The organism is Herbidospora mongoliensis, assembly GCF_001570545.1.
Taxonomy (GTDB): Bacteria; Actinomycetota; Actinomycetes; order Streptosporangiales; family Streptosporangiaceae; genus Herbidospora; species Herbidospora mongoliensis.
Genome location: NZ_BBXD01000018.1, coordinates 336,988 through 363,486, shown reverse-complemented (window position 1 = coordinate 363,486; position 26,499 = coordinate 336,988). Strand labels below are relative to the sequence as shown.

General features: G+C 70.8%; 34 protein-coding genes. 19 read left to right on the top strand and 15 right to left on the bottom strand.

The genetic code is table 11. The features are described 5' to 3' along the window. Nucleotides 1–77: 77 nt before the first annotated feature. Entirely contained in the window at nucleotides 78–1,286 is a 1,209-nt protein-coding gene (locus tag AW272_RS27610) for a L,D-transpeptidase (RefSeq protein WP_245657745.1), read from the top strand. On the opposite strand, the gene AW272_RS27605 is transcribed toward AW272_RS27610, so the two are convergent. After that, the gene (locus AW272_RS27605; RefSeq protein ID WP_066371040.1) at nucleotides 1,283–1,462 is read right to left on the bottom strand and encodes a hypothetical protein; all 180 of its coding nucleotides are present in this window, start codon (nucleotides 1,460–1,462) and stop codon (nucleotides 1,283–1,285) included. The two genes, AW272_RS27610 and AW272_RS27605, sit on opposite strands and share 4 nt — an antisense overlap. A gap of 36 nt (nucleotides 1,463–1,498) precedes the next feature. Here AW272_RS27605 and AW272_RS27600 point away from each other — a divergent pair, with 36 nt between their 5' ends. The 3 genes from AW272_RS27600 to AW272_RS27595 all read left to right on the top strand — a co-directional run bounded on the left by AW272_RS27600 (nucleotide 1,499) and on the right by AW272_RS27595 (nucleotide 4,182). After that, on the top strand, nucleotides 1,499–2,266 hold the full coding sequence (locus tag AW272_RS27600; protein WP_066371038.1) for an MBL fold metallo-hydrolase: 768 nt from the start codon (nucleotides 1,499–1,501) through the stop codon (nucleotides 2,264–2,266). Nucleotides 2,267–2,369: 103 nt separating this feature from the next. Next, entirely contained in the window at nucleotides 2,370–2,597 is a 228-nt protein-coding gene (locus AW272_RS46115; RefSeq protein ID WP_083958738.1) for a helix-turn-helix domain-containing protein, read from the top strand. A 136-nt stretch (nucleotides 2,598–2,733) separates the two neighbouring features. After that, nucleotides 2,734–4,182 carry an ankyrin repeat domain-containing protein gene (locus tag AW272_RS27595; protein WP_066371036.1) on the top strand — a complete coding sequence of 483 codons (1,449 nt, stop codon included), beginning with the start codon at nucleotides 2,734–2,736 and terminating at the stop codon, nucleotides 4,180–4,182. A 10-nt stretch (nucleotides 4,183–4,192) separates the two neighbouring features. Here the strand turns inward: AW272_RS27595 and AW272_RS27590 are convergent, their stop codons facing one another. Beyond that, on the bottom strand, nucleotides 4,193–4,657 hold the full coding sequence (locus AW272_RS27590) for a MarR family winged helix-turn-helix transcriptional regulator (RefSeq protein ID WP_066371035.1): 465 nt from the start codon (nucleotides 4,655–4,657) through the stop codon (nucleotides 4,193–4,195). A 103-nt stretch (nucleotides 4,658–4,760) separates the two neighbouring features. Between AW272_RS27590 and AW272_RS27585 the strand changes: the two genes are divergently transcribed. Together AW272_RS27585 and AW272_RS27580 are read left to right on the top strand one after the other, a co-directional pair. After that, nucleotides 4,761–5,312 carry a dihydrofolate reductase family protein gene (locus tag AW272_RS27585; protein WP_066371029.1) on the top strand — a complete coding sequence of 184 codons (552 nt, stop codon included), beginning with the start codon at nucleotides 4,761–4,763 and terminating at the stop codon, nucleotides 5,310–5,312. Between the two features lie 33 nt (nucleotides 5,313–5,345). After that, complete coding sequence (locus AW272_RS27580) at nucleotides 5,346–6,722, top strand: FAD-binding oxidoreductase (protein ID WP_066371028.1); 1,377 nt, start codon at nucleotides 5,346–5,348, stop codon at nucleotides 6,720–6,722. A gap of 19 nt (nucleotides 6,723–6,741) precedes the next feature. Here the strand turns inward: AW272_RS27580 and AW272_RS27575 are convergent, their stop codons facing one another. Continuing rightward, nucleotides 6,742–7,470, bottom strand: coding sequence for a phytanoyl-CoA dioxygenase family protein (locus tag AW272_RS27575; protein ID WP_066371176.1), 729 nt, complete (start codon nucleotides 7,468–7,470; stop codon nucleotides 6,742–6,744). Between the two features lie 116 nt (nucleotides 7,471–7,586). On the opposite strand from AW272_RS27575, the gene AW272_RS27570 reads away from it, so the two are divergent. Next, nucleotides 7,587–8,060, top strand: coding sequence for a carboxymuconolactone decarboxylase family protein (locus tag AW272_RS27570; protein WP_066371023.1), 474 nt, complete (start codon nucleotides 7,587–7,589; stop codon nucleotides 8,058–8,060). 85 nt (nucleotides 8,061–8,145) lie between these two features. Then, nucleotides 8,146–9,072 carry an RNA polymerase sigma-70 factor gene (locus AW272_RS27565; protein WP_066371021.1) on the top strand — a complete coding sequence of 309 codons (927 nt, stop codon included), beginning with the start codon at nucleotides 8,146–8,148 and terminating at the stop codon, nucleotides 9,070–9,072. Here the strand turns inward: AW272_RS27565 and AW272_RS27560 are convergent. Then, nucleotides 9,059–10,042: a radical SAM protein gene (locus AW272_RS27560; protein WP_066371019.1), complete on the bottom strand. Its 984-nt coding sequence runs from the start codon at nucleotides 10,040–10,042 to the stop codon at nucleotides 9,059–9,061. The two genes, AW272_RS27565 and AW272_RS27560, sit on opposite strands and share 14 nt — an antisense overlap. A 96-nt stretch (nucleotides 10,043–10,138) precedes the next feature. Between AW272_RS27560 and AW272_RS27555 the strand changes: the two genes are divergently transcribed. After that, complete coding sequence (locus AW272_RS27555) at nucleotides 10,139–10,462, top strand: DMT family transporter (protein ID WP_083958737.1); 324 nt, start codon at nucleotides 10,139–10,141, stop codon at nucleotides 10,460–10,462. Nucleotides 10,463–10,476: 14 nt separating this feature from the next. Continuing rightward, nucleotides 10,477–10,800: a DUF952 domain-containing protein gene (locus tag AW272_RS27550; protein WP_066371014.1), complete on the top strand. Its 324-nt coding sequence runs from the start codon at nucleotides 10,477–10,479 to the stop codon at nucleotides 10,798–10,800. Between the two features lie 132 nt (nucleotides 10,801–10,932). Here AW272_RS27550 and AW272_RS27545 read toward each other — a convergent pair whose 3' ends face one another. Continuing rightward, nucleotides 10,933–11,601: a response regulator gene (locus AW272_RS27545; RefSeq protein WP_066371173.1), complete on the bottom strand. Its 669-nt coding sequence runs from the start codon at nucleotides 11,599–11,601 to the stop codon at nucleotides 10,933–10,935. Between the two features lie 8 nt (nucleotides 11,602–11,609). Continuing rightward, a complete protein-coding gene (locus tag AW272_RS27540; RefSeq protein WP_066371011.1) occupies nucleotides 11,610–12,770 on the bottom strand; it encodes a sensor histidine kinase in 1,161 nt (386 codons plus the stop codon). A gap of 134 nt (nucleotides 12,771–12,904) precedes the next feature. On the opposite strand from AW272_RS27540, the gene AW272_RS27535 reads away from it, so the two are divergent. Beyond that, entirely contained in the window at nucleotides 12,905–13,549 is a 645-nt protein-coding gene (locus tag AW272_RS27535; RefSeq protein WP_066371004.1) for a DedA family protein, read from the top strand. Nucleotides 13,550–13,582: 33 nt separating this feature from the next. On the opposite strand, the gene AW272_RS27530 is transcribed toward AW272_RS27535, so the two are convergent. The 3 genes from AW272_RS27530 to AW272_RS27520 are packed head-to-tail and all read right to left on the bottom strand — an operon-like array spanning nucleotide 13,583 to nucleotide 15,982. Further along, the gene (locus AW272_RS27530; protein ID WP_066371001.1) at nucleotides 13,583–14,917 is read right to left on the bottom strand and encodes an RNA polymerase sigma factor; all 1,335 of its coding nucleotides are present in this window, start codon (nucleotides 14,915–14,917) and stop codon (nucleotides 13,583–13,585) included. Continuing rightward, on the bottom strand, nucleotides 14,914–15,285 hold the full coding sequence (locus AW272_RS27525) for a YciI family protein (RefSeq protein ID WP_066371169.1): 372 nt from the start codon (nucleotides 15,283–15,285) through the stop codon (nucleotides 14,914–14,916). The genes AW272_RS27530 and AW272_RS27525 overlap by 4 nt, the downstream gene beginning before the upstream one ends. A gap of 43 nt (nucleotides 15,286–15,328) precedes the next feature. Continuing rightward, on the bottom strand, nucleotides 15,329–15,982 hold the full coding sequence (locus AW272_RS27520) for a DUF998 domain-containing protein (protein ID WP_066370999.1): 654 nt from the start codon (nucleotides 15,980–15,982) through the stop codon (nucleotides 15,329–15,331). Nucleotides 15,983–16,144: 162 nt separating this feature from the next. Between AW272_RS27520 and AW272_RS27515 the strand changes: the two genes are divergently transcribed. Then, on the top strand, nucleotides 16,145–16,570 hold the full coding sequence (locus AW272_RS27515) for a hypothetical protein (protein WP_066370997.1): 426 nt from the start codon (nucleotides 16,145–16,147) through the stop codon (nucleotides 16,568–16,570). A 528-nt stretch (nucleotides 16,571–17,098) separates the two neighbouring features. On the opposite strand, the gene AW272_RS27510 is transcribed toward AW272_RS27515, so the two are convergent. After that, the gene (locus tag AW272_RS27510) at nucleotides 17,099–17,518 is read right to left on the bottom strand and encodes a hemerythrin domain-containing protein (protein WP_218011094.1); all 420 of its coding nucleotides are present in this window, start codon (nucleotides 17,516–17,518) and stop codon (nucleotides 17,099–17,101) included. A 193-nt stretch (nucleotides 17,519–17,711) separates the two neighbouring features. Here AW272_RS27510 and AW272_RS27505 point away from each other — a divergent pair, with 193 nt between their 5' ends. Further along, nucleotides 17,712–18,713, top strand: a complete 1,002-nt coding sequence (locus AW272_RS27505) for an AF_0692 family protein (RefSeq protein ID WP_157518819.1) — start codon at nucleotides 17,712–17,714, stop codon at nucleotides 18,711–18,713. Here AW272_RS27505 and AW272_RS27500 read toward each other — a convergent pair. From AW272_RS27500 to AW272_RS27490, 3 genes are read right to left on the bottom strand one after another with little or no spacing between them, the layout of a single operon-like run. After that, the gene (locus tag AW272_RS27500; RefSeq protein ID WP_218011093.1) at nucleotides 18,710–19,525 is read right to left on the bottom strand and encodes an ABC transporter permease; all 816 of its coding nucleotides are present in this window, start codon (nucleotides 19,523–19,525) and stop codon (nucleotides 18,710–18,712) included. The genes AW272_RS27505 and AW272_RS27500 overlap by 4 nt on opposite strands. Before the next feature lie 5 nt (nucleotides 19,526–19,530). Beyond that, a complete protein-coding gene (locus tag AW272_RS27495) occupies nucleotides 19,531–20,301 on the bottom strand; it encodes an ABC transporter permease (protein WP_066370991.1) in 771 nt (256 codons plus the stop codon). Then, a complete protein-coding gene (locus AW272_RS27490) occupies nucleotides 20,301–21,224 on the bottom strand; it encodes an ABC transporter ATP-binding protein (protein WP_066370988.1) in 924 nt (307 codons plus the stop codon). Before AW272_RS27490 ends, AW272_RS27495 begins: the two co-directional genes overlap by 1 nt. 288 nt (nucleotides 21,225–21,512) lie before the next feature. Between AW272_RS27490 and AW272_RS45735 the strand changes: the two genes are divergently transcribed. Beyond that, nucleotides 21,513–21,926, top strand: a complete 414-nt coding sequence (locus tag AW272_RS45735) for a ribonuclease domain-containing protein (RefSeq protein ID WP_066370985.1) — start codon at nucleotides 21,513–21,515, stop codon at nucleotides 21,924–21,926. Between the two features lie 22 nt (nucleotides 21,927–21,948). Continuing rightward, complete coding sequence (locus AW272_RS27480) at nucleotides 21,949–22,320, top strand: barstar family protein (protein WP_083958721.1); 372 nt, start codon at nucleotides 21,949–21,951, stop codon at nucleotides 22,318–22,320. Here AW272_RS27480 and AW272_RS27475 read toward each other — a convergent pair. After that, complete coding sequence (locus tag AW272_RS27475) at nucleotides 22,317–22,760, bottom strand: SRPBCC family protein (protein WP_245657744.1); 444 nt, start codon at nucleotides 22,758–22,760, stop codon at nucleotides 22,317–22,319. The two genes, AW272_RS27480 and AW272_RS27475, sit on opposite strands and share 4 nt — an antisense overlap. 85 nt (nucleotides 22,761–22,845) lie before the next feature. On the opposite strand from AW272_RS27475, the gene AW272_RS27470 reads away from it, so the two are divergent. Beyond that, entirely contained in the window at nucleotides 22,846–23,232 is a 387-nt protein-coding gene (locus tag AW272_RS27470) for a DUF3224 domain-containing protein (protein WP_066370983.1), read from the top strand. Between the two features lie 523 nt (nucleotides 23,233–23,755). Then, on the top strand, nucleotides 23,756–24,205 hold the full coding sequence (locus AW272_RS27465; RefSeq protein WP_066370981.1) for a hypothetical protein: 450 nt from the start codon (nucleotides 23,756–23,758) through the stop codon (nucleotides 24,203–24,205). Nucleotides 24,206–24,665: 460 nt separating this feature from the next. On the opposite strand, the gene AW272_RS27460 is transcribed toward AW272_RS27465, so the two are convergent. Continuing rightward, a complete protein-coding gene (locus AW272_RS27460; protein ID WP_066370979.1) occupies nucleotides 24,666–25,202 on the bottom strand; it encodes a MarR family winged helix-turn-helix transcriptional regulator in 537 nt (178 codons plus the stop codon). Between the two features lie 82 nt (nucleotides 25,203–25,284). Here AW272_RS27460 and AW272_RS27455 point away from each other — a divergent pair, with 82 nt between their 5' ends. Next, nucleotides 25,285–25,776 carry a cupin domain-containing protein gene (locus AW272_RS27455; RefSeq protein ID WP_066370977.1) on the top strand — a complete coding sequence of 164 codons (492 nt, stop codon included), beginning with the start codon at nucleotides 25,285–25,287 and terminating at the stop codon, nucleotides 25,774–25,776. A 36-nt stretch (nucleotides 25,777–25,812) separates the two neighbouring features. Further along, nucleotides 25,813–26,361: a dihydrofolate reductase family protein gene (locus tag AW272_RS27450; protein WP_066370975.1), complete on the top strand. Its 549-nt coding sequence runs from the start codon at nucleotides 25,813–25,815 to the stop codon at nucleotides 26,359–26,361. Nucleotides 26,362–26,499: the final 138 nt, after the last annotated feature.

Here is a 26,499-nt window from a genome sequence, read left to right as displayed (position 1 = left end):
GGTGAAAGTGGCTCACAAGCCAGGTAAGCCCTAATAGGGTTTTGTATGCGCTTTGCCACTGTGGGGGAGTAGTTGTTGTGAACAGCAAGACCAGTCGCTGGAAACTGCCGGTGATCACGACCGCCGTCGTGATGACGGCGGTGCTGACGGCGTGCTCGGGGGGCACCACGCCGACGACGCCCGGGGGCGGAACCACGCCAGGCGGCGGCGACAAACCGGCCGTGGCCGCGCCCGCGCTGAAGGTGTCACCCGCCGACAGCGCCCTGAACGTCCGCCCCGACAAGCGCGTCGTGGTGGCCGCCGCCGGTGGCGCGCTCGACGAGGTGACCGTCCAGTCCAAGGGCGCGGAGGTCGAGGGCGAGTTCGACGCCACCCGCACCAAGTGGACCTCCAGCAAGCCGCTGAAGCCCTCCACCACCTACACGGTCTCGGCCAAGGCGACCGGCGCGGGCGGCCCGGCCGCGCTGACGAGCCAGTTCACCACGTTGAAGCCGAAGCGGGAACTGGCCGTCATCGACATCACGCCCGGCATCAAGGGCGAGACCGTCGGCGTCGGCATGCCGATCACGGTCACCTTCAACAACGACGTCACCAACAAGGCCGCCGTCGAGGCCGCCCTGGTCGTGGACTCGCAGAAGAAGGCCGTCGGCGCGTGGCGGTGGATCTCCGACCGGGTGGTCATGTACCGGACCGCCAAATACTGGCCGGCCCACCAGAAGGTCACCTTCAGCGCCGACCTGGCCGGAGTGCGCGGCGCGGGCGACATGTGGGGCACCAAGTCCTACACCCAGTCGATCAAGATCGGCGCCTCGCAGATCAGCAAGGTCAACACCCGCACCCACCAGATGGTCGTCCGCGTCGACGGCAAGATCAAGCTGAAGATGCCGATCAGCGCCGGCAAGGGCGACACCCGCGAATACACCACCACCAGCGGCGTGCACCTGACGATGTCCCGGCACAACCCCGAGATCATGATCTCGCCCGGCAAGAAGGAGGGCGATCCCGGCTACTACAAGGAGATCGTCAACCACGCGGTGCGGATCTCCAACTCGGGCGAGTACGTCCACTCCGCCCCCTGGTCGGTCGGCTCGCAGGGCCGCGCCAACGTCAGCCACGGCTGCATCAACGCCGGCCCGACGCAGGCCAAGTGGTTCTACGACAACTTCCAGCGCGGCGACGTCGTCGACATCGTCGGCACCGACCGCGAGCTGGAGTGGAACAACGGCTGGGGCTTCTGGCAGATGTCGTTCGCCAAGTGGAAGAAGGGCAGCGCCCTGGAGGCCTAACGGACTCCCAGCTTCATGATCAGCAGCGCCCCGGCGAACTTGATCACGATGACGCTGACCACGACGCAGAAGACGATGAAGGCGGGCCGGTGCTCGAAGTGCTTGCCCTCCTTCAGCGGAGGCCGCTTGGCGACCCGGTCGGCGATCCGCTCTTCCAGGGGCTTACGCGCAAACATGGCCCCAACGCTACCCTTAGCCGCCACTATGGGTCGGTGAAGGTTCACCACCTCAACTGCGGCACGATGCGCCCCCCGGGCGGTTTCGCCATCGTCTGCCACTGCCTGCTCCTGGAGACCGACCGGGGCCTGTGCCTGGTCGACACCGGCTTCGGCATCGGAGAGGCGAGCTTCGGGGCGCTGCCGGGTTTCTACCGGCCGATGATCCGTCCGGTGCTGGCCGACTCGGAGGCGGCGTTCAACCAGGTGATCGCGCTGGGCCTGGACCCGCGCGACGTCCGCGACATCGTGGTGACCCATCTCGACGTCGACCACGCCGGCGGCCTGCGCGACTTCCCCTGGGCCCGCGTCCACCTGCACGCGGCCGAACACGCCGCCGCGACCCGCCCCGCCACCTCGGCCGACAAGGGCCGCTACCGGGCCCGGCAGTGGGAGCACGGCGTCGACTGGATGACCTACGACGACCGGGGCGGCGACACCCTGTTCGGCCTGTCGGCCATCCGCCCCCTGCACGACCTGCCCGACCTGGCGCTGATTCCCTTGGCGGGGCATTCGCGCGGCCATTCGGGGGTGGCGGTCGACACGGGCGACGGCTGGCTGCTGCACGCGGGCGACGCCTACTGGTTCCACGGCGAGGTCGCCCCCCGCCCCCACTGCCCCCGCGCGCTGTCCCTCACCCAGCGCCTGATCGCCACCGACCACCGCCTGCGCCTGGAGAACGTGGCCAAGCTGCGCGACCTGCCTGCGGATGTACGGGTGTTCAGCGCCCACGACCCGCACGAGCTGAACGTGGCCGTTTCCTAACGGCTCCAGGTCGTCCGCGAACTCGTCGGCGCCTCCCGGCTGACGGCCCTGATCGCCTTCCCCGGGCTTCGCCTCGAGGCGATGGCGAAAGTCAGAGCCCGAACTGGAGCTTGATGTCGGCACGCCCATCCGCGAGGCCGAGGGCACCAGTTACCAGGCCGTCCTCGGCGACACCAGGGAAAGACTCGCCCGCCGCTACCTGGCCGACCCGTCCTTCACCACGTCCCAGGTCGCCTATCTGCTCGCCTACGACGACACCAACTCCTTCTACCGGGCCTTCCGCCGCTGGACCGGGCTCACCCCCGAAGCCACACGGCTCACGACGGCGTAAGCTGGGTGGGGCGCTCAGGGCGCCGCCGATCCGCGGGAAGGGCCGAGCCCACCTGATGCTCCTTGAACGACCCGGCCCAGCCTCTTTTCCGGCCTGATCATTGCGGACACCCAGGCCAGACGGAAACGAGGTCCCGGTGCCCCTTCACCATCTGCCCGACAACCCCAGCCTCGAGCGGCTCCGCAAGCAGGCCAAGACCCTGCTTCAGCACGCGAAAGCGGGCGACCCCGAGGCGCTCGGCCTGGTCGCCGAGTTCCATCCCCGGCCGCCGCGGGCGCCGCAGCTGTCGGACGCGCAGCTCGTCACCGCCCGCATGTACGGCTTCGCGAGCTGGCCCCGGCTGAAGACCCACATCGAGACCGTGGCCCGCTACTCCCGCTCCCCGCACCAGGTCGAGGCGAGCGAGGAGCTCCCGGAGGAGTTCCTGCGGCTGGCCTGCCTCACCTACGGCGCCGACTACCCGGGCCGCACCGGCGAGGCCGACCTGCTGCTGACCCGGCACCCGCACCTGTCCACCGCGAACGTCTTCACGATGGCGGCCACCGGCTCCGCCGAAGCCCTGGCCGATGCCCTGGCCGCCAACCCTGGGCTCGCCCGGACCCAGGGCGGCCCCTTCGCCTGGGAACCGCTGCTCTACCTCACCTACGCCCGCCTGGCTGCTCCCGGCCGCCATCTGGAGGCGGCCCGTGTCCTGCTCCGGCACGGCGCCGATCCCGACGCCGGATTCCTGTGGGCGGGCCTGACCTCCCCGTTCACCGCGCTCACCGGCGCGTTCGGCGGCGGCGAGGGCGACCAGCCGCCCCACCCGCAGGGCGCGGCGCTGGCCCGGCTGCTCCTGGAGGCCGGGGCCGACCCCAACGACAGCCAGACCCTCTACAACCTCGGGCTCGGCGGCGGGTTCGCCGACGACACCGCCCACCTGGAGCTGCTGCTGGAGTTCGGCCTGGGCCGCGACCGGCGCGGGCCCTGGCGGGCCCGGCTGGGCCCGACGCTGCAGTCAACCCGGCAGCTGCTGCGCGATGAACTGGCCACCGCCGCCCTGCGGGGCGGCCCGCGCCGGACCCGGCTGCTCCTGGCGCACGGCGCGGAGGTCGACGGCCTGGGCGCGCACCCGGCCTACGGCGGCCGCACCCCCTACGAGCTGGCCCTGCTCAACGGACACATCGAGGTCGCCGACCTGCTGGCCGCCGCCGGCGCCTCGGCGAACCTGAAGGACCTGGACGCCTTCACCGCCGCCTGCATGCGCGCCGACGCCGAAGCGGTCGCCGACCTCGGCCCGGCCCCGCTGGCGCGCGCTCTCGCCCACCATCCGGAGCTGATCAACCGCGCGGCCGGACAGGGCAAGACCGCGGCGGTGCGTCTCCTCGCCGGCCTGGGCTTCGACGTCGACCACCTGCACGGTTCCACCCCGCTCCACGACGCGGCCTGGAACGACGACGTGGAGACGGTCACCGCGCTGATCGATCTGGGCGCCGACCCGGCGGTCAGGGACACCCGCTTCGACGCGACCCCGCTCGGCTGGGCCGAACACGGTGGCAAACACCGCGTGGCGGTCTTCCTACGCGACCTGGGGACGCCTGGCTGAGGTGTCGCCGTCACGGCTCCGCCCGCCGGGCCTGGTTCCAGTCACGCTGGTGGCGGGTGATCTGCTGGAGGGTGTCCTTGAAGGCGGTGTAGCGGTCGGGGCCGAGGGCCTGTTCGTAGCGGTCTTCGATCGCGGCGAGGATGGCGCGGGCCTTGGCGACCTCGTCCAGGGCGCGGTCGGTGGGGACGATGAGCTTGGCGCGACGGTCGGCGGGGTCGGGCTGTCGGGTGACGTAGCCGAGGCGGACGAGCTCGTCGGTGATCGTGCCGACGATCTGCTTGTGCTGGCCGGACCGGGCCGACAGATCGGTCGCGCGGGTGCCGCCGGGTTCGAGGAAGGCCAGGACCGTTCCGTGCCGCGGGCTCACGTCGGGGTGCCCCTGCTCGGCCAGGGCGCGGAACAGCTCCTCCTGGATGGCCCGCATGAGCTGACCTGTGAGCATGCCCAGGTCTGGGCCTTTGCCGGTGATGCCCATGGACGTCCTCTCCGAATTTTTAATCACGATCATTGACGATCATTGATCGTGACTATATCGTATGTCTTAGTCGATCCCACCCCCTGACCCCAAGAGGCAGACCATGCGTAAGATCATCGCTTCGACGTACACGACGGTCGATGGTTTCATCGACAACCCGCACGAGTGGTCGATGAGTTACAACAGCGAGGACGCCATGGCCTACGCCTTCGCGTTGACCACCGGCTGTGACGCGTTACTGCTGGGCCGGGTCACGTATGAGGGCATGGCGCAGGCGTGGCCGCACATGGGCGGCAATCCCTACTCCGATCACGTCAACGCCATGACCAAGTACGTGGTGGCCTCCCAGCCGGTCGACACCACCGCGTGGAACCCCACGGTCGTCATCCCGGGCGACGACCTCACCGCTGAGATCACCAAGCTCAAGGAGCAGGACGGCGACGACATCCTCATCTGGGGCAACGGCCGCCTCACCGACCACCTGGCCACGACCGGCCTGCTGGACGAGTACAAGATCTGGATCTACCCCGTCCTCAAGGGCCGGGGCGAGCCGCTGTTCCGCCCCGAAAGCGTCACCGGCCTGAACCTCGCCGACACCACCACGTTCACCTCCGGCGTCACGGTCCTCACCTACCGCCCCGACCCCTCCGCCTAGGTCACCGGCGAACACCCCAAGGGAGCGGTCATCATGACCCCCGCACGCCGTCTGCTGCCCGGCTTCGCCGGCGCTGTGCACCTTCCCGGCGACGCCGGATACGAAGAACACCGGCGCCCGCTGTTCACCCCCATCGACCAGCGACCCGCCCTGGTGGCCGAGGCGACCAGCGCCCAAGACGTCCGGGCGGCGGTCGTGGCCGCCCGGGACGCCGGCCTGACCCTGGCCGTGCAGGCGACCGGGCACGGCACCCACGCGCCCTGCGACGGCGGCCTGCTGCTGAGGACCTCCCATATGGGCGGAGTACTCCTCGATCCGCGCCGGCGCGTCGCCCGCGTCGGCCCCGGCGCCCGATGGGGCCAGGTCATCACGGCCGCCGAACCGTTCGGGCTGGCCCCCGTGTCGGGCTCACACGCCGGCGTCGGCGTGACCGGGTACACCCTCGGCGGCGGCCTGGGCTGGCTCTCCCGCGCCTACGGCTTCGCCGCCGACAGCGTGCTGCGCGCCCAGGTCGTCACGGCCGACGGGCGGCTGGTGACCGCCGATCCCGGCAGCCATCCCGATCTGTACTGGGCGCTGCGCGGCGGAGGCGGCAACTTCGGCGTGGTCACCTCGCTGGAGTTCCGGCTGCACCCCGTCGCCCGGGTCTTCACCGGCGCCGCCTGTTTCCCGGTCGAACGCGCCGACGAGATGCTGGCCTTCTACCGGGACTGGATCACCGGCCTGCCCGACGAGCTCAGCACCGCACTGTCACTGACCTCGATGCCTGAGGATCCACAGGTGCCGCCACCCGTGCGCGGCCGCCGCGTCGTGCAGCTCAAAGTGCTGTACGCGGGGAGCGCCGACCAGGGCCGGCGGCTGCTGCGGCCGCTGTGGCGAGCCGCGGGCCCGGCGCTCACCGAGGACTTCCACACCCTGCCCTACGCCGGGGCCTCGATGGGCGGCATCGCCCCCGGCCAGGTCGAACTCCTGAGGGAACTGCCGGACTCGGCGATCGCGGCGATCACCGGCGTCGCCGGGCCGGACGACGGGCCGGCTGTGGAGATCCGGCACTGGGGCGGCGCCATGGGCCGCCCCAGCCCCGACGCCGGCCCGGCCGGCCACCGCACCACCCGCCTGTCGGTGATCGCCGACGCCGGCTCCGCGGTCCTGGCCGATGCCCTGCGCGCGCACACCAGCGGTGGGGCGTTCCTGAACTTCCTGCACGACCCGACCCGGACCGCACAGGCCTACACGGCCGCCGACCACCGGCGGCTGAGCGCCGTCAAGCGCCGCTACGACCCTGACAACACCTTCGGCGTCACGCACAACATCCCGCCGTCGTCGCGGGGCGAGGTGGCGCGGCCGGTTGGCGCCGGATACGGCGCGGCCGCGGGGCGGCGGGCGGCGCCGGGGCAGGCGCAGCCGTAACGGAAGAAGAGAAAGGACCTCAGCGCAGTGCGGCGCCGAGTGGAGTGTCCTCCGCCGGGTCCAGGCGCGGGTCCAGGACGACCGGGAGCTGGGACATGAACCTCGGCCGGGTGCCCTGGTGGGTCTGGGCGGCGTGCACGAGCAGCGGGTGGCAGATGTAGACGTCGCCCGGCTCGCCCGTCGCGTAGGCGACCTCCCGGTCGGCGCTGACCTCGGCGAGGCGCGCCCCATAAGCCATCAGGTCGACCTCCTCGTCGCCCAGCAGGCCCAGGACGTCACGCTGGGAGCCCACGCGGATGCGCGTGGGGGCGTCGTCGGGGCCGACCTCGGAGAACAGCGTCAGCAGCAGCAGACTCCGCGACCGGACGGCGATCTTCGACCATTCCTCGCCCGCGTTGAGGTCGATGTGCCAGCCGGTGTCCCCGGCGTCGGGCAGCTTGGGGAAGCGCACCGGGATGTTGCCCAGCGTCGTGCGCTTGTTCCACCGGCCGGCCCCGGCGATCTGGTCGAGACCGGCGGCCAGGCGGGGCGAGCCCATCATCTGCCCGAACGGCCCGAACCCGCCGGGATCGGCGGTCCACACGACCGTCTGGGTCCACCCGGCGGGGTCGTCGGGGGACAGGCCGATCATCTTCCACAGGATGCCCCGGGCGGCGTCGGCGACCTCGCGGGGGACGATGGCGGGCAGTTTCACGAACCCGTCGCGGGCGAACGCGTCGAGATCGGCGGCGGAGAAGGGCGCGGACATGGCCGCGACGGTATCCATGCCGAGGGGGAGCGGGCCATCGATTTATCCACGCCGTGTGTCACAGGGGTGCGGGCCGCCTCGTCTTAGGGGGTGACCGTCAACTCAGGGAGCCCATCATGGACGCGCGACTGAACTACCTCGGCAACCCCGCCGCCGTCAAAGTCCTGTCTCACTTCATGTCGGCGGGCAAGGCCGTCAAGGACCTGCCGCTGCCGGCCGCGACGCAGGAACTGGTGGCGCTGCGCGTCAGCCAGATCAACGGCTGCGCCGTCTGCCTCGACATGCACACCAAGGAGGCCGCGGCCGCCGGGGAGACGCCGGTGCGGCTGCACCTGATCGCGGCCTGGCGGGAGGCCACGGTCTTCACCGAGGCCGAGCGGGCCGCGCTGGAGCTGGCGGAGGAGGGCACCCGGGTCGCCGACGCAGGGCCGGGAGTCAGCGACGAGGTGTGGGCGCGGGCGGCCAAGCACTACGACGAGCAGCAACTGACCGCGCTGGTGATCCTGGTGTCCTTCATGAACACGGTGAACCGGCTGAACATCATCACCCGCCAGCCGGCCGGCGACTACGTGCCCGGCCAGTTCCACTGACCCGGGTCGGCCTCACGGGGGCGTCGTCCGGGGTCATGAGGCCGGCTCCGGTGGATTCAGGCCGTCTTCGGGGAGAGGATGCGGTGTGAGCAGGGTCGAGGAGTTCGAACAGCTGCGGCCGCTGCTGTTCTCGATCGCCTACCGCGTGCTGGGCAGCGTGGGGGAGGCCGAGGACGCGGTGCAGGAGACCTGGCTGCGCTTCGCCGCCCTGGGGCCCGCGCCCGACTCGGCCAAGGCCTTCCTGTCCACCACGGTCACCCGGATCTCCATCGACGTGCTGCGCTCGGCGCGGGTGCGGCGGGAGACCTACGCCGGGGCGTGGCTGCCCGAGCCGCTGCTGGAGGACCCGTATCAGGATCCGGCTCGGTCGGCGGAGCTGGCCGACTCGGTGTCGATGGCGGCGTTGCTGCTGCTGGAGCGGCTCAGCCCGCTGGAGCGGGCGGTGTTCGTCCTGCGGGAGGTGTTCGGCTTCGGGTTCGACGACATCGCCGAGGCCGTCGGCCGGTCGCAGGGGGCGTGCCGGCAGCTGGTCGTAAGAGCCCGGCGGCACATGGAGGCGGGCCGCCCCCGGTTCGCGGCCCTGCGTGAGGAGCGCGAGCACCTGGCGTCCCGGTTCTTCGCCGCCCTGCGCGAAGGCGACGTCGCCGCCCTGCGGGAACTGCTGGCCGCCGACGTCTCGATGGTCGGCGACGGCGGCGGCAAGGCCCCCCAGCTGGCCAGGACCCTCGTCGGCGCCGGGAACGTGGCCCGCCTGCTGGCCGCGGTCTTCCCGCCGATGACCCGGGCCGAGGTGACCTTCGAACCGCGCGAGGTGAACGGCCAGCCGGGCGCGATCTTCCACGACCGGGACGGCCGGATCCTCCACGTGCTGACCCTCGACATCTCGGAGGGACGGATCCAGACGATCCGCTCGGTCATCAACCCCGACAAGCTCGGGCACATGGGCCCGGTGGCCGACGCCTGGGCCATCGACCGCGAAGTGCGAGCAGCCCGCCAATTCAGACCAGGGTGAGTTGCCGGTCGGGGGAGCGGCGGCGTTTCCACTGCTTGGACGCCCGCCCGATCCCGTAGGTCGCCGCCAGCGACTCGACCTGGGACGCTATGCGGGCCCGGTAGTCGGCCGGGGTCAGCGGCCCCGTGCCGTACAGCTCCTCATAGCGCGGCACCAGACCCGGATGATCACGCGCCAGCCACGCCATGAACGCCTCGCGCGCCCCCGACGGCAGCCGCAGCACCCCCGGGGTCAGCGTGACGGCGCCCGCTTCGGCCGCGCGGCGGACGGTCGCCTGCAGGTGGTCGGCAGAGTCGGTGATCAGCGGCAGGATCGGCGCCATCAGCACCCCGCACGGCACCCCCGCCTCGTTGAGCGCCGCGCAGATCTCCAGCCGCCGCTGCGGCGAGACCGCGCCGGGCTCCAGGCCGCGCCGCAGCCGGTCGTCGACGAAACCGACCGACACCGCGACCGACACCCGGGTCACCTTGGCCGCCTCCCGTAACAGCGGCAGGTCGCGCAGGATGAGCGGGCTCTTGGTCAGGACCGTGAACGGGTTCGCCGCGTCGGCCAGCGCCTTGATGATCTTCGGCATGAGCTGGTAGACCTCTTCGGCCCCCTGGTAGCAGTCGCCGTTGAGGCCCACCGCGACCGCATCGCCCCGCCACTTGGCCGCGCCCAGTTCACGCCGCAGCCGGTCGGCCAGATCGGTCTTCACCACGATCTTCGTGTCGAAGTCGTCGCCGGTGTCGAGCCCGAGATAACGGTGGCCCTTGCGCGCGGCGCAGTAACGGCACCCCGTCTGGCAGCCCCGGTAGGGGCTGACCGCCCACGCGTAGGGCAGTTCGGCCGCGGCCGGGACGGCCTCGATCGCGGTGCGGGCGCTCACCTCGTAGCAGGTGATGTCACCGAACTCGCGGGTGATCGCCTGCCGTTCGACCCGGGGGCGCGCGGGCCCAGAGTCGTGCAGGGTGGGTGCGTCCCAACGCATGACAGCCAGTAGAACACGCATTCGACCCTCCTCGCCACCCGGACACGCGCCCCGATACCGTGTCACAAACCAGCAAGAATGTCGGAGGGAACGACCGTGGCGTGGATTTTCCTGGCGGGAGCCATCGTGTCCGAGGTGCTCGCCACGACCGCGCTGAAACTGAGCAACGGCTTCGCCCACAAGCTCTGGTCGGTCGTCGTGGTGGTCGGTTATGTCGCCTCCTTCGCCCTGCTGTCGCGGGCGCTGAAACTCCAGATGCCCGTCGGGGTCGCCTACGCCGTCTGGGCGGGCGTCGGCACGGCGGTGATCGCGACCATCGGCGCGCTGTTCCTGGGGGAGACGATGACGATGGTCAAGGCCGGCGGCATCGCGCTGATCATCGGCGGGGTCGTGCTGCTGAACCTGTCCGGAGGCCACTGACGTAGGGTCGAGGTGTGATCTTTCATCTCGCGCTGGCCTCAGACTGGGCGCACGCCCAGAAGGACGAGGAGTACCGGATCTCCACCCGGGGACGCACCCTGGACCAGGAGGGCTTCATCCACGCCGCCCGCGACCTGGCGCAGGCCCGCACGGTCGCGGCCCGCTTCTACGCCGACGTGACCGAACCGCTGCTGCTCCTGCACATCGACGAGACCCGCCTGGAGGTCCCGGTCGTCCTGGAGACCCCGCCCGACTCGGCGGAGCAGTTCCCGCACATCTACGGCCCGCTCCCGGTCCAGGCGGTCGCCGCGGTGACCCCGTTCAGCCTCCAAACCTGACTACTTCTTCTCCGTTACGGCTCCGCCCACCCGGCCCCGACCACCGCCCCGGGCCCGCGCCGCATCCGGCGCCCACCGGCCGCGCGTCACCCGCGGCCCGACGACTCATGCGTGGCCGTCGAACGCCCATGGTCAACCGGCCTCGCCGCCGAAGGTGACCGCCCCCGCCTCGTAGGCGACGATCGCCGCCTGCACCCGGTTGGCCACCCCCAACCGGGTCAGAATCGCGCTGACGTAGGTCTTCACGGTCCCCTCCGTCAGCCGCAACGACCGCGCGATCGCCTGATTGGACAGTCCCGCCCCCACCAGCTCCAGCACCTCACGCTCACGCGGCGTCAGCCCCGCCACCCGCCCGCGCGCCGCCGCCGCCCGCCCCGAATCCCGGTTGTTGAGCTCGGCGATGACCCGAGCGGCGACCTTCGGCGACAGATACGCCGCCCCGCCCGCCACCGCGTGGATCCCCGCCAGCAGCTCACGCGGATCGCCGGACTTCAGCAGGAACCCGCCCGCCCCGACCTTCAACGCCCGCGCGATGTACTCGTCCTCCCCGAACGTCGTCAGCATCACCACCCCGGCCGCCGGCGCGACCCGGCGGATCTCGGCGGCGGCCGCCAGCCCGTCCAGGACAGGCATGCGGATGTCCATCAGCACCACGTCGGGCCGGTGCGACAGCGTCCGCTCCACCGCCTCACGCCCGTTGGACGCCTCCGCCACCACGTCGATCCCGGGGTCGGCGTCCAGAATGGCCTTCACCCCGGCCCGGATCAGCATCTCGTCGTCGGCGAGCAGCACCCTGATCATGCCCGGGATCATGCCGGCGCCTCATCGGGGATCCCCGCGGTGATCTCGAACATGCCGCCCTCGGCGCGGGCCTGAAACGTGCCCCCGGCCAGGCGCACCCGCTCCGACAGCCCGACCAGCCCCGTCCCCGGCCGCGCCACCTCGCCCCCCGCCCCGACGTCGTTACGGACCGTCACCGTCATCCGTCCCTCCCGCCGGTCCAGCCGGACCACGACCGGCGCCCCCGGCGCGTGCTTGGCCGCGTTCGTCAACCCCTCCTGCACCACCCGGTAAGCCGCCCCCAGCGGATCGCCGCCGTCGGCGTCACCGTCCAACGCCACCGTCATGCCCGAGGCGCGGGCCCGCGCGACCAGGTCGGCGATCCCACCTGCCCGCGCGTGGGGGAGCAGGCTGGCCGGTTCGTCCTCGGTCCGCAGCATCCCGATCACCCGCCGCAACCGCTCGGTGGCATCCCCGGCGGCCTCGCGCAGTCCGGCGGCCGCCTCACGATGGCGGGACGGCAGGTCGGCGGCCACCTCCATCGCCCCGGCCCGCAACGCGATCAACGCCAGCTCATGCCCGAGGGAGTCGTGGACGTCCTGGGCGATCCGGGACCGCTCCCGCAACCTCGCCTGCTCCTCGACCATCTGCCGCTCCCGGACCCGCCCAAGCCGGCGATGCCGGACGCTTCGCCCCGCCGCCCACGGCAGCAGACTGCAGATCAGCACCCCCGACAGCCCCGACACCCACACGTTCGGCTCCAGCGACGGCGCCGGCCCCAGCGTCGACACCAGGACACAGACCCCGCCCACCACCACGATCAGCCCATACAGCCACATCGCGGGCCGGGTCCGCTCCATCCGCAATCCCGCCAGATAACTCAGCGTGATCACAGCGGGGGTGAAGCCGTTCAGCGGCCCGATCTTCGCCGAATGGTTCATCGGCCACAACTGCACCGTCGCCAGCGCCTCGCTGGACGCCCACGGCCCCATCACCAGCGCGACCATCAGCGCCACCAGCGGATGGGCCCGCGCGACCGCCACCGCACCCGCCAAGATCAGGCATCCGGCCGTGACGGCCACCACCAGCGTGTTCCCCGACTGCGGCTGCCAGTCGTAGGGGTTGACCGGCGCGAACACCACCGGCACACACAACACCAGCCACAACGACAGGTCCTTCAGACGGGGCACCCCAGCACGCTACCGCCGCCCGCACCACCCCGGCCTCATCCCCAGGTCGCACCCCACCCCTGCCGAAAGTCAGGCCCCCGGGGCGACCATCGCCGGGGGCGCCCCCACCGAGATCTTCCCTAGGGTCGGCTGCCATGACCGATGCCATCATGACCTTCCTGCACGATGTGATGACATCCCCATGGGTCTACGCCGCCCTGCTGGCCATCTCGGTGATCGACGCCTTCTTCCCCGTGGTGCCCAGCGAGACGGCCGTGATCACCGCCGGGGTGTTCGCCGCAGCCGAAGGCACACCCCACCTGGGCCTGGTGATCGCGGCCGCCGCGACGGGAGCGTTCATCGGGGACAACATCAGCTACCAGATCGGCCGCGCCGGCGGCGCCCGCATCCGGCACCGCACCGCCATCCGCTGGGCCCACGCCGCCTTCGAGGAACGCGGCGGCCTGCTCCTGGTCGTCGCCCGCTACATCCCCGGCGGCCGCACCGCCGTCACCCTGACCACCGGCGTCGTCCGCTACCCCCTGCACCGTTTCGCCTTCTTCGACGGCATCGCGGTCATCTCCTGGGCGGCCTACTCGGCCCTGATCGGCTACATCGGCGGCGCCGCCTTCGAGGACAACCCGTTCAAGGGCCTCCTGCTCGGCCTGGGCATCGCGCTGACCGTGACGGCGATCGTGGAGATCGTCCGGTACGTCTCGCGCCGCCGCTCCCAGCCCGCCGGACCCGACCGCGACGACCCCGCCGGCCACCCCCGCGAACTGACCAACTCCGACAGCTGAGCGTCACGCGGCGGTGGCACCACGCGCGTGTTCTCAGCCCAGACGGTCGGCCTGGTCGAGCAGATATCGCCGCTCGACCAGGTTGCCCGTCAGCTCGGCCGCTTCGCGATACAGCCTCACCGCGCCGGCCGCGTCGCCGGTCATCAGGAGCAGGTGGGCCCGCACCGCGCGTTCGCGCCGCCGGACCAGCGGATCGCGGCCAAGCTGAAAACGGCGGTCGAGGTCGTCGAGCAGGGCCAGCCCCCGAACCGGCCCGTACGCCTTGGCCACGGCCACCACCCGGCTCAGCCGTACCGACGGGATCGGGTTGAGCCGCTCGAGCCACACATACAGCGCCGCGATCTGCGGCCAGTCGGTCCGCCGCGGCGAGGCCGCCGCCGCGTGGACGGCCGCGATCGCCGCCTGCAGCTGATACGGGCCGACCTCGCGGCGGCCCCACACCCCGTCGATCAGCTCGGTGCCCTCGCGGATGAGGTCGCAGTCCCACCGCGTCCGGTCCTGCTCCTCCCAGGGCACCAGCTCCTCGTGGGCACCGGTGCGGGCGGGACGACGCGCCTCGGTGAGCAGCATCAGCGCGAGCAGCCCGGTGACCTCGACGTCGGCGGGCGCGCAGGCGTGGAGCATGCGGGTCAGGCGGATGGCCTCACCGGTCAGGCCGACGCGGGCGAGCCGGTCGCCGGCGGAGGCGGTGTACCCCTCGTTGAAGATCAGGTAGAGCACCTGGGCCGCGGCGGCCATCCGGCCGCCGCGGTCGGTGTCGGCCGGCGGGGTGAAGCGGGCGCCCGCGCGGGCCAGCCGCTGCTTGGCGCGGCTGATCCGGGTGCCCATCGTGTTCTCCGGAACCCCGTGGGCGTGCGCGATCTCGGCGGTCGTGAGCCCGCCCACCGCCCGCAACGTGAGCGCCACCTGGGAGGTGACGCTCAAGGCCGGGTGACAGCACAACAGCAGCAGGGCGAGGCTGTCGTCGGTCTGCCGCGCGACGCCCGGCCCGCGGCCCGGTTCCCCCATGGCCAGCTCGGCGACGCCGGCCTCCCGCTCACGCCGGCGCCGGGACTGGTCGGCGCGCAGCAGATCGACCATCCGCCGATAGCCGACGCGAATCAGCCAGCCGCGCGGGTCCTCCGGCACGCCGCCGGCCGGCCAGAGGCGGCTCGCGGTGAGCAACGCCTCCTGCACCGCGTCCTCGGCGACGTCGAAGCGGCCGAAACGCCGCACCAGCGCGCCGAGCACCTGCGGCGCCTCGACACGCAACAGGTGCTCGATGCCGGAGTCCATGCCCGCGCGCGTCTGGCCCTCCGTCTGGCCAACCGTCCTGCCGACCGCGCTAAAGGCCGCACTGACGGCCGCCGGTCCGGCGTGATCGGTCACGCCGTGAAGTCCTCGCCCATGATCGGCCGGATCTCGATCGGCTCGCCCAGCACCTCGACGATCCGCGAGACGATCTCCACGGCACGTTCCTGGCCCGCCACGTCGATGACGGCGAAGCTCGCCAGGACCTCCTTCAGCTCGGCGAACGGCCCGTCGGTCGCCACCACACCGCCTGCGGTCCTGCGGACCGTGGTGGCGACCGCGGGATGGCCGAGGCCCTCGCTGCCGACGAACTCGCCGGTGGCGATCAGTTCCTGCTCGAACTTCTGGTAGGCGGCGAACGCCGCCAGCGCCTCCTCCGACGGGGTGTCAGCGGTCGCGGCGTCCCAGGCCGCGGCCGGGGTGTAGCTGAGCAGCAGATACTTCACGGTGGACAACCTCTTTCGAACGTTCGAGAAAGCGTACGCGAGGTCAGGCGGCGCGACGCAGCATCAGAGACAGGGCCAGGACGGTCGTCCAGGTGAAGGCGACCACACCGTTGACGGCGATCTGGATGCTCATGTGATCGGGCGACATGGGCAGCAGCAGGACGAGCGCGGCGACGCCGCTGCCGATCGCCGCCGGCACGGCCCGACGGCGCGCGCACCGGACCGCCAGCACGATGGCGGCGATGGCCAGCGCGGTGAAGGAGACCGCGGCGGCGGCCGAGTGCGTGATGCCGTGCCAGGACATCTCCGCCACCGGCCCGTCGGGAGTCCCGATGGGAAAACCGTTCTCCGGGTCCATGACGAACACGCCCGCGGCGATCATCCCGGCCCCGAAGATTCCGACGAGAACGGGCAGCGCCCGCCGCCCGATCCCCTCGGTGACATCGCGCCTGACACCACCCGCCAGTGCCAGTGCGCCCAGACCGGCCAGGACGAACGTGGCGATCTGGATCCAGCCGAGGTCGCCGGTGGAGAGCTGGCTGATCGGATGGCGGGTGATGACGAAGCCCTCACGGGTGAGCATCTGGACGGCCGCCGAGGCGAGGAACACCGGCCCCGCCAGAGCTCCGGCGAGCAGCAGGTGGCGGGCGGCGGGGACGCCGATGGTGGCCGGGGCGGTGGCTGAGGTGGTGGCCATGACTTCCTCCTTGAGGGGTGGATTCCCGCCGGTACCTCGGAGCCGGATCCGGGCTCTCGACACGTCCGCGATGTGATCTGAATCACGCCCCGATCGTGTCGAAGCTCCTCAGCGGACTCCGAGGTACCGGCGAGCAGTCACCGAAACCCCAAGGAGAACCAGATGACGCAGACCTACCAGCCGAGCGCCGACATGAAGGCCCTGGATCGCCTGGTCGGCACCTGGGCGATCACCGGCGGCGCCGCCGGAACCGTGCGGTACGAGTGGATGCCCGGCGGCTTCTTCCTGCTCCAGCACGTCGACCTCACCCAGTTCGGCCAGCCTGTCACCGGCCTGGAAGTGATCGGCAACCTGCGCCCCTTCGGCGAGCCGACCGGCACCGACGTGGTGTCACGCTTCTACGACTCGACCGGAAACACCCTCGACTACGTGTACGAACTGACCGGCGACACGTTGACCATCTGGGGCGGCGCGAAGGGCGGCCCCGCCTACTACGAAGGCACGTTCAGCGCCGACGGCACCACCGTCACCGGCGCCTGGGTCTACCCCGGCGGAGGCGGCTACGAATCCACCATGACCCGGATCTGACCCCGGCTCACACCGCCGCCCTGACCGGCCGAAACGAACCGGCAGCGCCCGGCCGGTGGTTCGGGGCACGGGCTCCGAACCACCGGCCGACGGCCAGGTGAAAACGGAGAAGTCACTCCGGTGCGCCGCCGTTCACGCCACGAGCGCCGTCAACCGCGCGAAAGTGATCTGGTACCGCCGTCTCGCCAGGTGGTGAGACGGCGGTCGGGGGAGGGGAGAGACTCCCGGCGTAGCGGGGCGATCCGGGCACGGCCGGTAGGTGCCGGTCACGGGGCGGAGCGGAGACAGCGGGCGGGGCCTGCCACGCGAAGCCGTAACGGAGCAAAAGACCACGAACGGCGCGCAACACAGGAGCGCCGTTCCGCGAGGCACGTTGCCTGGCCCGGCGCACTCAGCCGCCACAAGGGGCGCGCCCTTTCGCGCTCTGGGGTGGCCGGAATCAGCAGATGAATGAAGTCGGCAAACGTCGCCACCATGATCATGAAGGCGAGCCGGACCACCATTGTCGGCAGTCCGGCGTGCACCCGCTCAGTCGAATTCGCGCAGGAAGTCCGGGGGATTGTCGCGCCACTCGGGGATGTCGAGCCGGTTGAGCGCCGCGACGATCGTCCGCTCCTCATACGCGAAATGCGAGGTCACGATCGCCGTGAGCCCGGCCACCTCCCCGGCGAACCGTTCGTCACCCGCGCTGTCGCCGGTCTGTCCGGCCAGGCCCGCCAGGCGGGACAGGATGCCGGAGATCATGTCATGGTCGCGCCGGAGCAACTCCAGCGTCGGACCCAGTTCGGGGAAGTCGTTCTCGAGGGCGGGGAACCCGAGGGTGTCCTCGCCGACGTGGTGGCGCTCCAGCGCCGTGCAGAAGGCCAGGCAGTGGGCCCGCAGGTCACGACCCGCGGTGTCGTCTCCCTCAGCCAGCCGATCGAGCTCGTCGCGCAACCACATGTGCACCTCGACGAGCTGATTCCCGAATGCCGCCAATCGCCCAACAGGGCCAGAATCAGATGAGTACATACGGCGACCCACTGTAGAGCCGCCCGGCACCAAAGTCGCGCCCACCCCCGGACACCACCCGACCAAAGTCACCCCGCACCAGCCTCACGCCCGATCCGCCCGCCACCACCCCGCTCATACGGTGCTCGGCATGACCCGGATCACCCTGGCCGTCGGGCTGTTCTTCCTGGCCCCGCTGATGGGGGAGTACCTCATCGGCAACGTCCCCACCTCCCAGCTGCCCGGCATCCTCATCCTGGCCCCCATGTACGGCGGCGCGGCCCTGCTCATCCGCGAGGTCACCCGCAGCACCGGCCGGGGCTGGCCGACGATGCTGACCCTGGCCGCCGCCTACGGACTGCTCCAGCCCGCCATCATCGACCAGTCCCTGTTCAACCCTGCCTTCGACGGCCACGACTTCACCGCCGCCCCCACCTACCTGCCGGCCCTGGGCCTGGACCCGGGGCTGCTGATCACCTTCACCGCCGGGCACACCATCACCAGCCTCGCCGTCCCGATCGCCCTCATGGAGGCCCTGGCCCGCCGCCGCGCCACCACCCCGTGGCTGCGCACCCCCGGCCTGATCGTGACGATCACGCTGTTCGCGGCCGGCACCTGGCTCATCTACGACGAGCACCAGCGATCCTTCCAGGCCACACCCCTCCAGCTGGGGATCTCCGCCGTGGTCGTCCTGCTGCTGGCCGCGGCCGCGTTCCGGTTCCCGCGCACCCCCCACGCGGTGGCCCTCGTCTCAGGAGACGGCTCCCACAACGCGACGTCAGCCGCGACGAACAGGGCCGCGAGCCGCCCGGCATCTCTCGCACACCGCCCGCGCCCGTGGCAGGCCGGTCTCGCCGCCGCCCTGGCCGTGACGCTCTACACGCTCCGCCCCGAAACGTGGCCCGGCCTGATCCTCGGCGTGCTCCTGCTGACCGCCGCCGCGACCCTCATCGCCCACTGGTCGCACCACCCCGGCTGGTCGCGCCGGCACATCACCTGCCTGGCCGCCGGAGCCGCCGTCACCCCGCTGTGGACGGGGTTCGTCCTGCTCGACATCACCGGCCAGGCCACCCCGCCCCACCTCATCGGCCAGGCCGCCGTCGTCACCGTCGTCATCGCCGTGCTGACCGCCGCCGTCCGGGCGGCCCGCTAGACCAGCAGCAGCTTCTCGATCCGCCGCGACGCCACCCACAACCCGCACACCGCCATCACCACCAGATAGGCCGCGTGGACGAGCAGCGTCCACCCCAGCGGCCCGACCGCCAGCCCCCGCACCAGCTCCACCGCGTGATACAGCGGCGTCAACGTCACGATCACCTCGAACACCACCGGATAGTCCTGCACCGGCGAGAACGTCCCCGAGAACAGGAACAGCGTGAACTGACCTGTCGTCAGCAGATCGAAATCCTGCCAGCCGCGCAGGAACGTCGAGATCGCCATCCCGGTCGCACCGAACGCCACCCCCACCAGCGCCGTGGCAGGAAAGGCCGCCAGCGCCCCGCCGGCCGACGTCAGCCCGAGCACGACCATCACCACCAGGAACATCACCGTGTAGAACAGGCAACGCACCAGCGCCCACGTCAGCTCACCCAGCGCGATCTCCACCGGCCGGACCGGCGTGGCCAGCACCGCGTCATACGTCTTGGCGTACTTGAACTTCCAGAACACGTTGAACGTCGTCTCGGCCAGCGCCCCCGACATCGCCGACACCGCCAGCATCGCCGGCGCGACGAACACCGCGTAGTCGACCATCCGCCCGCCGACCGGAACCATGCCGACCAGCGCCCCCACGCCGACGCCGATCGACAGCAGATACAGCAGCGGCTCGAAGAACCCCGACAGCAACACCAGCCAATAGGCCGGCCCCGACCGCAGCGCCCCCACGTTGCGGTTCACCACCGCACCCACCCGGCCCGCCGAGATCCCGCGCCGGACCGCCCGCCCGGCCACCATCACCGTCATCATCGGCCCTACACCGCCAACCGGCGGGCGAACCCGCGCATCGCGAACCAGGCGCCCCCGGCCGACCACGCCAGCAGGCACAGCACATGCGCCCAGATCGGCCACGGCGGCGCGACCCCGAGCGTCGCGGCCCGGCACAACTCCACGCCATGCCACAGCGGCGACACCCACGCCACCACCTGAGCCGCCACCGGCATCTGCGCCACCGGGAAGAACACCCCCGCGAACAACGTCATCGGGATCATCACGAACCGGAACAGCAACGCGAAATAGCCGTCGTTGTCGATCCGCGCCGCATACCCCATCACCGGCAACGCCGAGGCGACCACCACCGCCGCGCACACCAGCGGCGTCACCACCGACCACCACGACCGCAACCCGCCGAACAGCAGCACGACCAGCAGGAACACCACCGTCTGCGGCAGCACCCGCACCATCAGGAACAGCACCTGACCGGCGATCATGTCACCGATCCGCACCGGCGTGGCCCGCATCGCGTGATAGCCGCGCGTCCACTTGAAGTCACCCAGCACCGGAAAGGTCGTCTCACCCAGCGCCATCTGGAACGCCGTCGACGCCATCACCCCCGGCACGATCCACTGCAGGTAGCTCACCCCGTCGAGGTCGCCGACATAACCGCCGACACCCAGCCCGATGCTGACCAGGAACAGCACCGGCAGCACGAACGAGGACAACGCCGACGCCCAGAACAACCGCCGGTAGAGCGTCAGATGCCGCTCCAGCACCGCCACCGTCGACATCACCGCCGTGGACGCCATCACTCCACCAGCGTCCGGCCCGTGAGATGCAGGAACACATCCTCCAGCGTGGATCGCCGCACCAGCACACTGGACGGCGCCAGCCCCCGCCGATGCACCTCCGCCACCGCCGCGTCACCATCACGCGCATACACCAGCAGCCGGTCGGGCAACGGATCGACCCGCTCACCCACCCCATCGAGCTTCGCCGCCACATCCACCCCGTCGGCGAACCGCAACTCCACCACCTCAGGCGTCGAATACCGCGAGATCAGCTCACGCGGCGACCCCTCCGCCACGATCCGCCCGCCATCCATCACCACCAGCCGGTCACACAACTGCTCGGCCTCATCCATGTAGTGCGTCGTCAACACCAACGTCACACCCCGCTGCTTCAGCTGGTAGAGCCGCTCCCACAACAGATGCCGCGCCTGCGGGTCGAGCCCCGTCGTCGGCTCGTCGAGCAGCATGATCTCCGGATCGTTCACCATCGCCCGCGCGATCGTCAGCCGCCGCTTCATCCCGCCCGACAACGGCTCGACCTTCCCCGCGGACCGATCGGCCAGCTGCACGAACTCCAGCAGCTCACCCGCCCGCCGCCGCGCCTCCGCCCGCGACAACCCGAAATACCGCGCATACGTCGTCAGATTCTCAAACACCGACAGATCCGCGTCGAGATTGTCGAGCTGCGGGCACACCCCCAGCCGCCCCCGGATCGCCACCCCGTCACGCACCGGATCCATCCCCAGGATCCGCAGCTCACCGGCCGTCGGCGCCGACACACAACTGATCATCCGCATCGTCGAGGACTTCCCCGCCCCATTGGGGCCCAGGAACCCGAACGCCTCACCCCGCTCCACCGCGACGTCGATCCCGTCGACCGCCGTGAACTCACCGAAGCGCTTGACCAGCCCACGGGCGTAAATCAACGGTTCCTCAGCCACGAGACCCGACCCTAGCCCCGCCCACCGACAATTCCGCAACACGTTTTCCCGGCCGCGTCTTCGTCACCTGTACGCCTTGACAACCACCCCCGAACCAGTCAGAAGCCACACCCGACCGCCCTCACCTGCGCACTCTTCACCACCCCACCCGCACCGGAAACCCCAGAACACGGCCATACCGAGAACGCCCCTGACTGTTCACCCTCCCGTTGATCGTCTTACATTGCACTTGACCGCATCCGAAAGTGATCCTTCCGGGTGACCGTTCACGCTCCCCAAGGAGGCCCTGTGCACCCCCCGCATCGCCCCCCGCTCGCCTGGTCGGCCCGCCTCACCCTCATCCTGGCCACCCTGGTGTCCCTGATCGCCGTGGCCGCCCCCGCCCCGGCCCAGGCCGCCGTCTACAGCAGCTGCACCCAGACCCGCTGCGCCGACGCCCGCTCCGCCAACACCACCTGGCGCGGCAAGGGCTACCCGACCACCGCCGGCTGGTACACCTGGACCGGCGGCAAGTACAACTACACCGGCGGCCGCCACTACAACCGCGAAGGCCAGCTCCCCACCAACGCCACCTATTACGAATACGACGTCTACCCGCGCAACCGCGGCGCCGCCCGCGACGCCTACCGCATCGTGGTCAACAAGAGCACCGGCGCGACCTGGTTCACACCCGACCACTACGCCAACTTCTACCGCCTCTAGACCACCCGGACAGGACGCCACCATGACCGCCGCCCGCCCCCTGCCGCCCTGGCTCACGGTCTCCACCGGCCCGGCCCCGGCGGTCATCGACGGACGCGCCTGCCGCACCCGCGCCGCCCTCTTCGACGAGACGGCGCGGGTCCTGCGCTTCCCCGACTACTTCGGCCGCAACTGGGACGCCTTCGCCGACTCCCTCGGCGACGCCACCCGCGCCGGCGCCATCGCACTCATCGTCGTCAACGCCGAAGACCTCCTCAGCGCCGAACCCCCCGAGCAGTACGCCACCCTCCTCGACATCCTCGCCGTCGCCTCCCGCGCCGGACTCACCCTCACCCTCCACACCGACCCGGCCGAGGAACCCCAGCTCCGCACCCGCACCGCCGACGCCCTCTAAGCCTTCGCCGCCAGCCGCGCCAACCGCTCCAGCGACACCCTCAACGCCGCCGCGAACACCGGACGCACCACCAGCCACCCCACCCGCCCCACCACACCCAACGGCAACTCCAGGTCCTCCACCCACTCCACCCGGCTACGCCCACCGGCCAGCGGCTCCACCCGGAAGACCCCGCTGCCGCGCACCAGCGCCCCCGTGTGACGGACCTCCACCATCGACCCCGGCCGGAACGCCGTGACCTCCATCGTGTCGGTGAACCCCACAGGTCCGACCCCGGTGAACGCCGCCAGCCGCGTCCCCACCCCGAGCCCGTCACCCCCGACCACCTTCGCATCGGTCAAAAGCATCCACTCCCGATGCCGCGGCCAATCGGTCATCACCGCGAACAACCGCTCCGCCGGTACCTCGGCCTCCGCCGACACCGTCAACCGCACCGCCACGACGCTCTCCCTCCCTCTCCTCCGACAGGCACATCCCTACCCAAACCTGACAACGCCTGGCAGGAACCCCCGCCAGGCTTCACCCATGCACGCGACCGGAACCTTCGACATCACCACCTGGACCACCCTCGCCACCGACGAACACCCCGGCGCCACCATCGCCCGCCACCAGCTCACCAAACACTTCATCGGCGACCTCACCGGAACGTCCACCACCGAGATCCTCACCGTCGCCACCCCAGACGGACCCGCCGCCTACACCGGCATCGAACACGTCGACGTCACCCTCCACGGGCGAAAAGGAACCTTCGTCCTGGCCCACAGCGCAGGCGGGGGAGCGGACGGCACCCCCTGGATGCGCTGGGAGATCGTCGCCACTTCCGGAACCGGCGACCTGACCGGCATCACCGGCAACGGGCAGATCATCAACGACGACGGCCACCACTACACCCTCGACTACCAACTGCCCTGACACCGGCCGTGGACCCGGCGGGGGAGAGGACCCCATCCGCCGTTGATCGGCGGAACGTGCGTTGCCGAGGATCAGCATCGCCCGGGGGAGACCCGCAGACCGGCGCGGGAAGGGGCCCCTTCCCGTACAGAACAAGAAAGAGGCCCCCCACACGCACCGGCACCGGCAGACGACGGGGACAGGCCAGGCACAGGATCACCGCCGTAACCCGCCCGGCCACGCCCACCGCGGCGACCCCGGCGCCACTCAGGCGACCGGCACCGCCGCGCCCAGCCGCCCGCACACCGAAGCCACCCGATCCCGCCAACACGTCACGCCCGCCGTACCGGACGAACCGCGATGCTCCGCGACCACCCCCACACCGGTCAACTCCGAGACCCGCTCGCAACCGCACCGCCACCCGCACCCACCAGCACACCCACACCCGAACACGGCGCCCGCCACACTGAACCTTTCACCTCAGCCAGGCAACTTGACATAATGTTCATTATCAAGCAGGCAAAGCCACCGTAAGATCACAGCCATGGGCAGCGTCGGACCAACCGAACTCGTCATCCTGCTGATCATCCTCGGCGCCATCGCCGGGATCATCTTCCTGGCCGTCCGAGCCGCCGGCGGACGCCCGCGCGCACAAGTCGCCTACTGGGCGCCCGGCGTCATCCCGCAGATCGCCGAACCCGTCAGGGAACGCGTGCGCGAACTCGGCGCCGAGAACCGGCTCATCGAGGCGATCAAGGTCGTCCGCCAGGAGACCGGCCTGGGCCTGCGCGACGCCAAGTTCGTCACCGAATCGATCATCGCGGGCCGCTACCTGCCCACCAGCACCGAACGCGCCCTTCAGACCGGCCCCGACCTGGCCTCCCGCGTCCGCGAGCTCAAAGAGGCCGGGCGGACCGAACAGGCGATCTTCCTGGTGCGCGGCGAGACCGGCATGAACCGGCAACAGGCCGAGGCGTTCGTCGGCCTCATCTAAGCGATCAAAAGGGCAAAAACTGGCTATACCCGACAGAAGGTGGATTCTGTTTGGTATCGCATTTACCTCTCTTCGACCTCCACATGGTCGAATCCGCCGCTCAGCGCACCTCCACCCGCCCGGCCGAGCACCCGCGACACCGATTTCCCTTCGGCGAATCGCCCCCAGGGTCGCGCGTGCTATGCGGTCGCTTGTGTCCGTTTGGTGCTTTCCGCGCCGTTCGTAGACTTTTAGGTCCCGTTACGGCTTCGCCTGGCCGGCGCCGCCCGCCGCCTCCGCACCGCGCCGCACCCGGCGGCAACCGGCCGCTCCCAGCTCGCCCGGCGACGAGTATCCGGCCGTGAGCGGCGAATCGAGCACCGGAGTCGACAGGACGGCGGTTCATCCCCGTGGCCGCATCCCAGCCGGTCGGGCAGCTACAGCAGTGGCCGCGCGATGACGCGGGAGCGGTTGCCGGACTTCATCGCGCGGGGGTGGTCAGGTGGTGCAGGAGCTTGCGCGCCAGGGCGTCGAGGGTGGTCAGTTCTCGGGGTGTGAGGCCGGCCAGCAGGGTGGTGACGTTGGCGGTGTGCCGTGTCATGGCGGCGTCGACGGTGGCGTAGCCCTGGTCGGTGAGGCGGATCTGGAAGCTGCGCCGGTCGGCGCGGTCCAGGGAGCGTTCGATCATTCCGGCGGACTCCAGCCGGTCGAGGCGGTTGGTCATCCCCGCGCGGGAGAGCATCAGCAGGTCGGACAGGTGTGATGGGCTGAGGGTGTAGGGGGCGCCTGAGCGGCGCAGTGCCGCCAGGACGTCGAATTCGCCGCGTTGCAGGCCGAACTCGGTGAACACCTGTTCTTGGGCGGGGCCGAGGAGCAGGTTCACGCGGCCCAGGCGGCCGACTGCCGCGATGGCGGTGAGGTCGAGGTCGGGGCGTTCCCGGCGCCAGGCGGCGACCACGGCGTCGACGGCGTCGGGGGTGGTGGTCGGGTTGTCGTCGTGGGTGTGCGCGGCGCTCATGTCCTCAGTGTAGTTCGAGGTCGAATACAAGCACCATCAAATAGTTTGACGCCGTACTATTCGACGTGTAATCATCTCCGGCATGAGCGAGACACGCTTCAGTCCCCTGGTGATACCCGCCCAGGACGCCGAGTTCCTCGGCGCCGGGCCGGACACCATCGCGCTGCTGGCCGACGCGTCGGCCACCGGTGGCCTGCTGGGAGTCAGCCGCACGACGTTGGGGCGCGGCAGGGGCGGCGCGACGCCGCACTATCACCGAGGCTCGGCCGAGTTGTTCTTCGTTTTGGACGGGCGGCTGCAGGTCCTGGCGGGCGAGGAGGTGGTGGAGGTCGAGGCAGGCGGCACCGTCGTGGTTCCGCCGCACGCCGTCCACGCTTTCGCGGCCGCTCCCGGGTCGGGTGCCGACGCGCTGATCGTGATCACCCCGGGTGTGGAGCGGTTCGCCTACTTCCGCCTGCTGGAGCGCGTCCGTGACGGCCGTGCCGATCCCCAGGATCTGCTGGCGGTCCAGGACCGTTTCGACACCCATTTCGTCGACAGCACCCCGTGGCGGCGGACTCGCTCGGCCGCCTGACCATCACTCGTACCCGCACACTTTCAGGGAGACATCATGCGTAAGATCATCGCTTCCACTTACACGACCGTCGACGGTTTCATCGACAACCCGCACGAGTGGTCCATGAGCTACAACAGCGAGGACGCCATGGCCTACGCCTTCGCGTTGACCACCGGCTGCGACGCGTTACTGCTGGGCCGCGTCACCTATGAGGGCATGGCCCAGGCGTGGCCGCACATGGGCGGCAATCCCTACTCCGATCACGTCAACGCCATGACCAAGTACGTGGTGGCCTCCCAGCCGGTCGACACCACCGCGTGGAACCCCACGGTCGTCATCCCGGGCGACGACCTCACCGCTGAGGTCACCAAGCTCAAGGAGCAGGACGGCGGCGACATCCTCATCTGGGGCAACGGCCGCCTCACCGACCACCTGGCCACGACCGTCCTGCTGGACGAGTACAAGATCTGGATCTACCCCGTGCTGAAGGGCCGGGGGGAGCCGCTGTTCCGCCCCGGCAGCGTGACAGGCCTGGAGTTCGCCGACACCACCACGTTCACCTCCGGCGTCACGGTCCTCACCTACCGGCCGACCGCCGGTTGAGTGCCGCGGTACGGCAGACGGCTCGGCGATCCCCCGACTTCGGGATGTCCGGCCGTCGCGGGCAGCTCCCGGGTCGGGTGCCGACGCGCTGATCGTGATCACCCAGGATGTGGAGTCCGCACGCGGTGCGGCCGTCTC

Excerpts from the sequence above, each read along its gene's own strand:
- AW272_RS27580 (WP_066371028.1), top strand. The coding sequence starts at position 5,346 with ATGACCCCCGCACGCCGTCTGCTGCCCGGCTTCGCCGGCGCTGTGCAC.
- AW272_RS27455 (WP_066370977.1), top strand. The coding sequence starts at position 25,285 with ATGAGCGAGACACGCTTCAGTCCCCTGGTGATACCCGCCCAGGACGCC.
- AW272_RS27460 (WP_066370979.1), bottom strand. The coding sequence starts at position 25,202 with ATGAGCGCCGCGCACACCCACGACGACAACCCGACCACCACCCCCGAC.
- AW272_RS27570 (WP_066371023.1), top strand. The coding sequence starts at position 7,587 with ATGGACGCGCGACTGAACTACCTCGGCAACCCCGCCGCCGTCAAAGTC.
- AW272_RS27545 (WP_066371173.1), bottom strand. The coding sequence starts at position 11,601 with ATGATCAGGGTGCTGCTCGCCGACGACGAGATGCTGATCCGGGCCGGG.
- AW272_RS27515 (WP_066370997.1), top strand. The coding sequence starts at position 16,145 with ATGACGCAGACCTACCAGCCGAGCGCCGACATGAAGGCCCTGGATCGC.
- AW272_RS27520 (WP_066370999.1), bottom strand. The coding sequence starts at position 15,982 with ATGGCCACCACCTCAGCCACCGCCCCGGCCACCATCGGCGTCCCCGCC.
- AW272_RS27605 (WP_066371040.1), bottom strand. The coding sequence starts at position 1,462 with ATGTTTGCGCGTAAGCCCCTGGAAGAGCGGATCGCCGACCGGGTCGCC.
- AW272_RS27590 (WP_066371035.1), bottom strand. The coding sequence starts at position 4,657 with ATGGGCATCACCGGCAAAGGCCCAGACCTGGGCATGCTCACAGGTCAG.
- AW272_RS27470 (WP_066370983.1), top strand. The coding sequence starts at position 22,846 with ATGCACGCGACCGGAACCTTCGACATCACCACCTGGACCACCCTCGCC.
- AW272_RS27495 (WP_066370991.1), bottom strand. The coding sequence starts at position 20,301 with ATGGCGTCCACGGCGGTGATGTCGACGGTGGCGGTGCTGGAGCGGCAT.
- AW272_RS27585 (WP_066371029.1), top strand. The coding sequence starts at position 4,761 with ATGCGTAAGATCATCGCTTCGACGTACACGACGGTCGATGGTTTCATC.
- AW272_RS27560 (WP_066371019.1), bottom strand. The coding sequence starts at position 10,042 with ATGCGTTGGGACGCACCCACCCTGCACGACTCTGGGCCCGCGCGCCCC.
- AW272_RS27575 (WP_066371176.1), bottom strand. The coding sequence starts at position 7,470 with ATGTCCGCGCCCTTCTCCGCCGCCGATCTCGACGCGTTCGCCCGCGAC.
- AW272_RS27465 (WP_066370981.1), top strand. The coding sequence starts at position 23,756 with ATGGGCAGCGTCGGACCAACCGAACTCGTCATCCTGCTGATCATCCTC.
- AW272_RS27500 (WP_218011093.1), bottom strand. The coding sequence starts at position 19,525 with ATGATGACGGTGATGGTGGCCGGGCGGGCGGTCCGGCGCGGGATCTCG.
- AW272_RS27450 (WP_066370975.1), top strand. The coding sequence starts at position 25,813 with ATGCGTAAGATCATCGCTTCCACTTACACGACCGTCGACGGTTTCATC.
- AW272_RS27535 (WP_066371004.1), top strand. The coding sequence starts at position 12,905 with ATGACCGATGCCATCATGACCTTCCTGCACGATGTGATGACATCCCCA.
- AW272_RS27505 (WP_157518819.1), top strand. The coding sequence starts at position 17,712 with ATGACCCGGATCACCCTGGCCGTCGGGCTGTTCTTCCTGGCCCCGCTG.
- AW272_RS27480 (WP_083958721.1), top strand. The coding sequence starts at position 21,949 with ATGACCGCCGCCCGCCCCCTGCCGCCCTGGCTCACGGTCTCCACCGGC.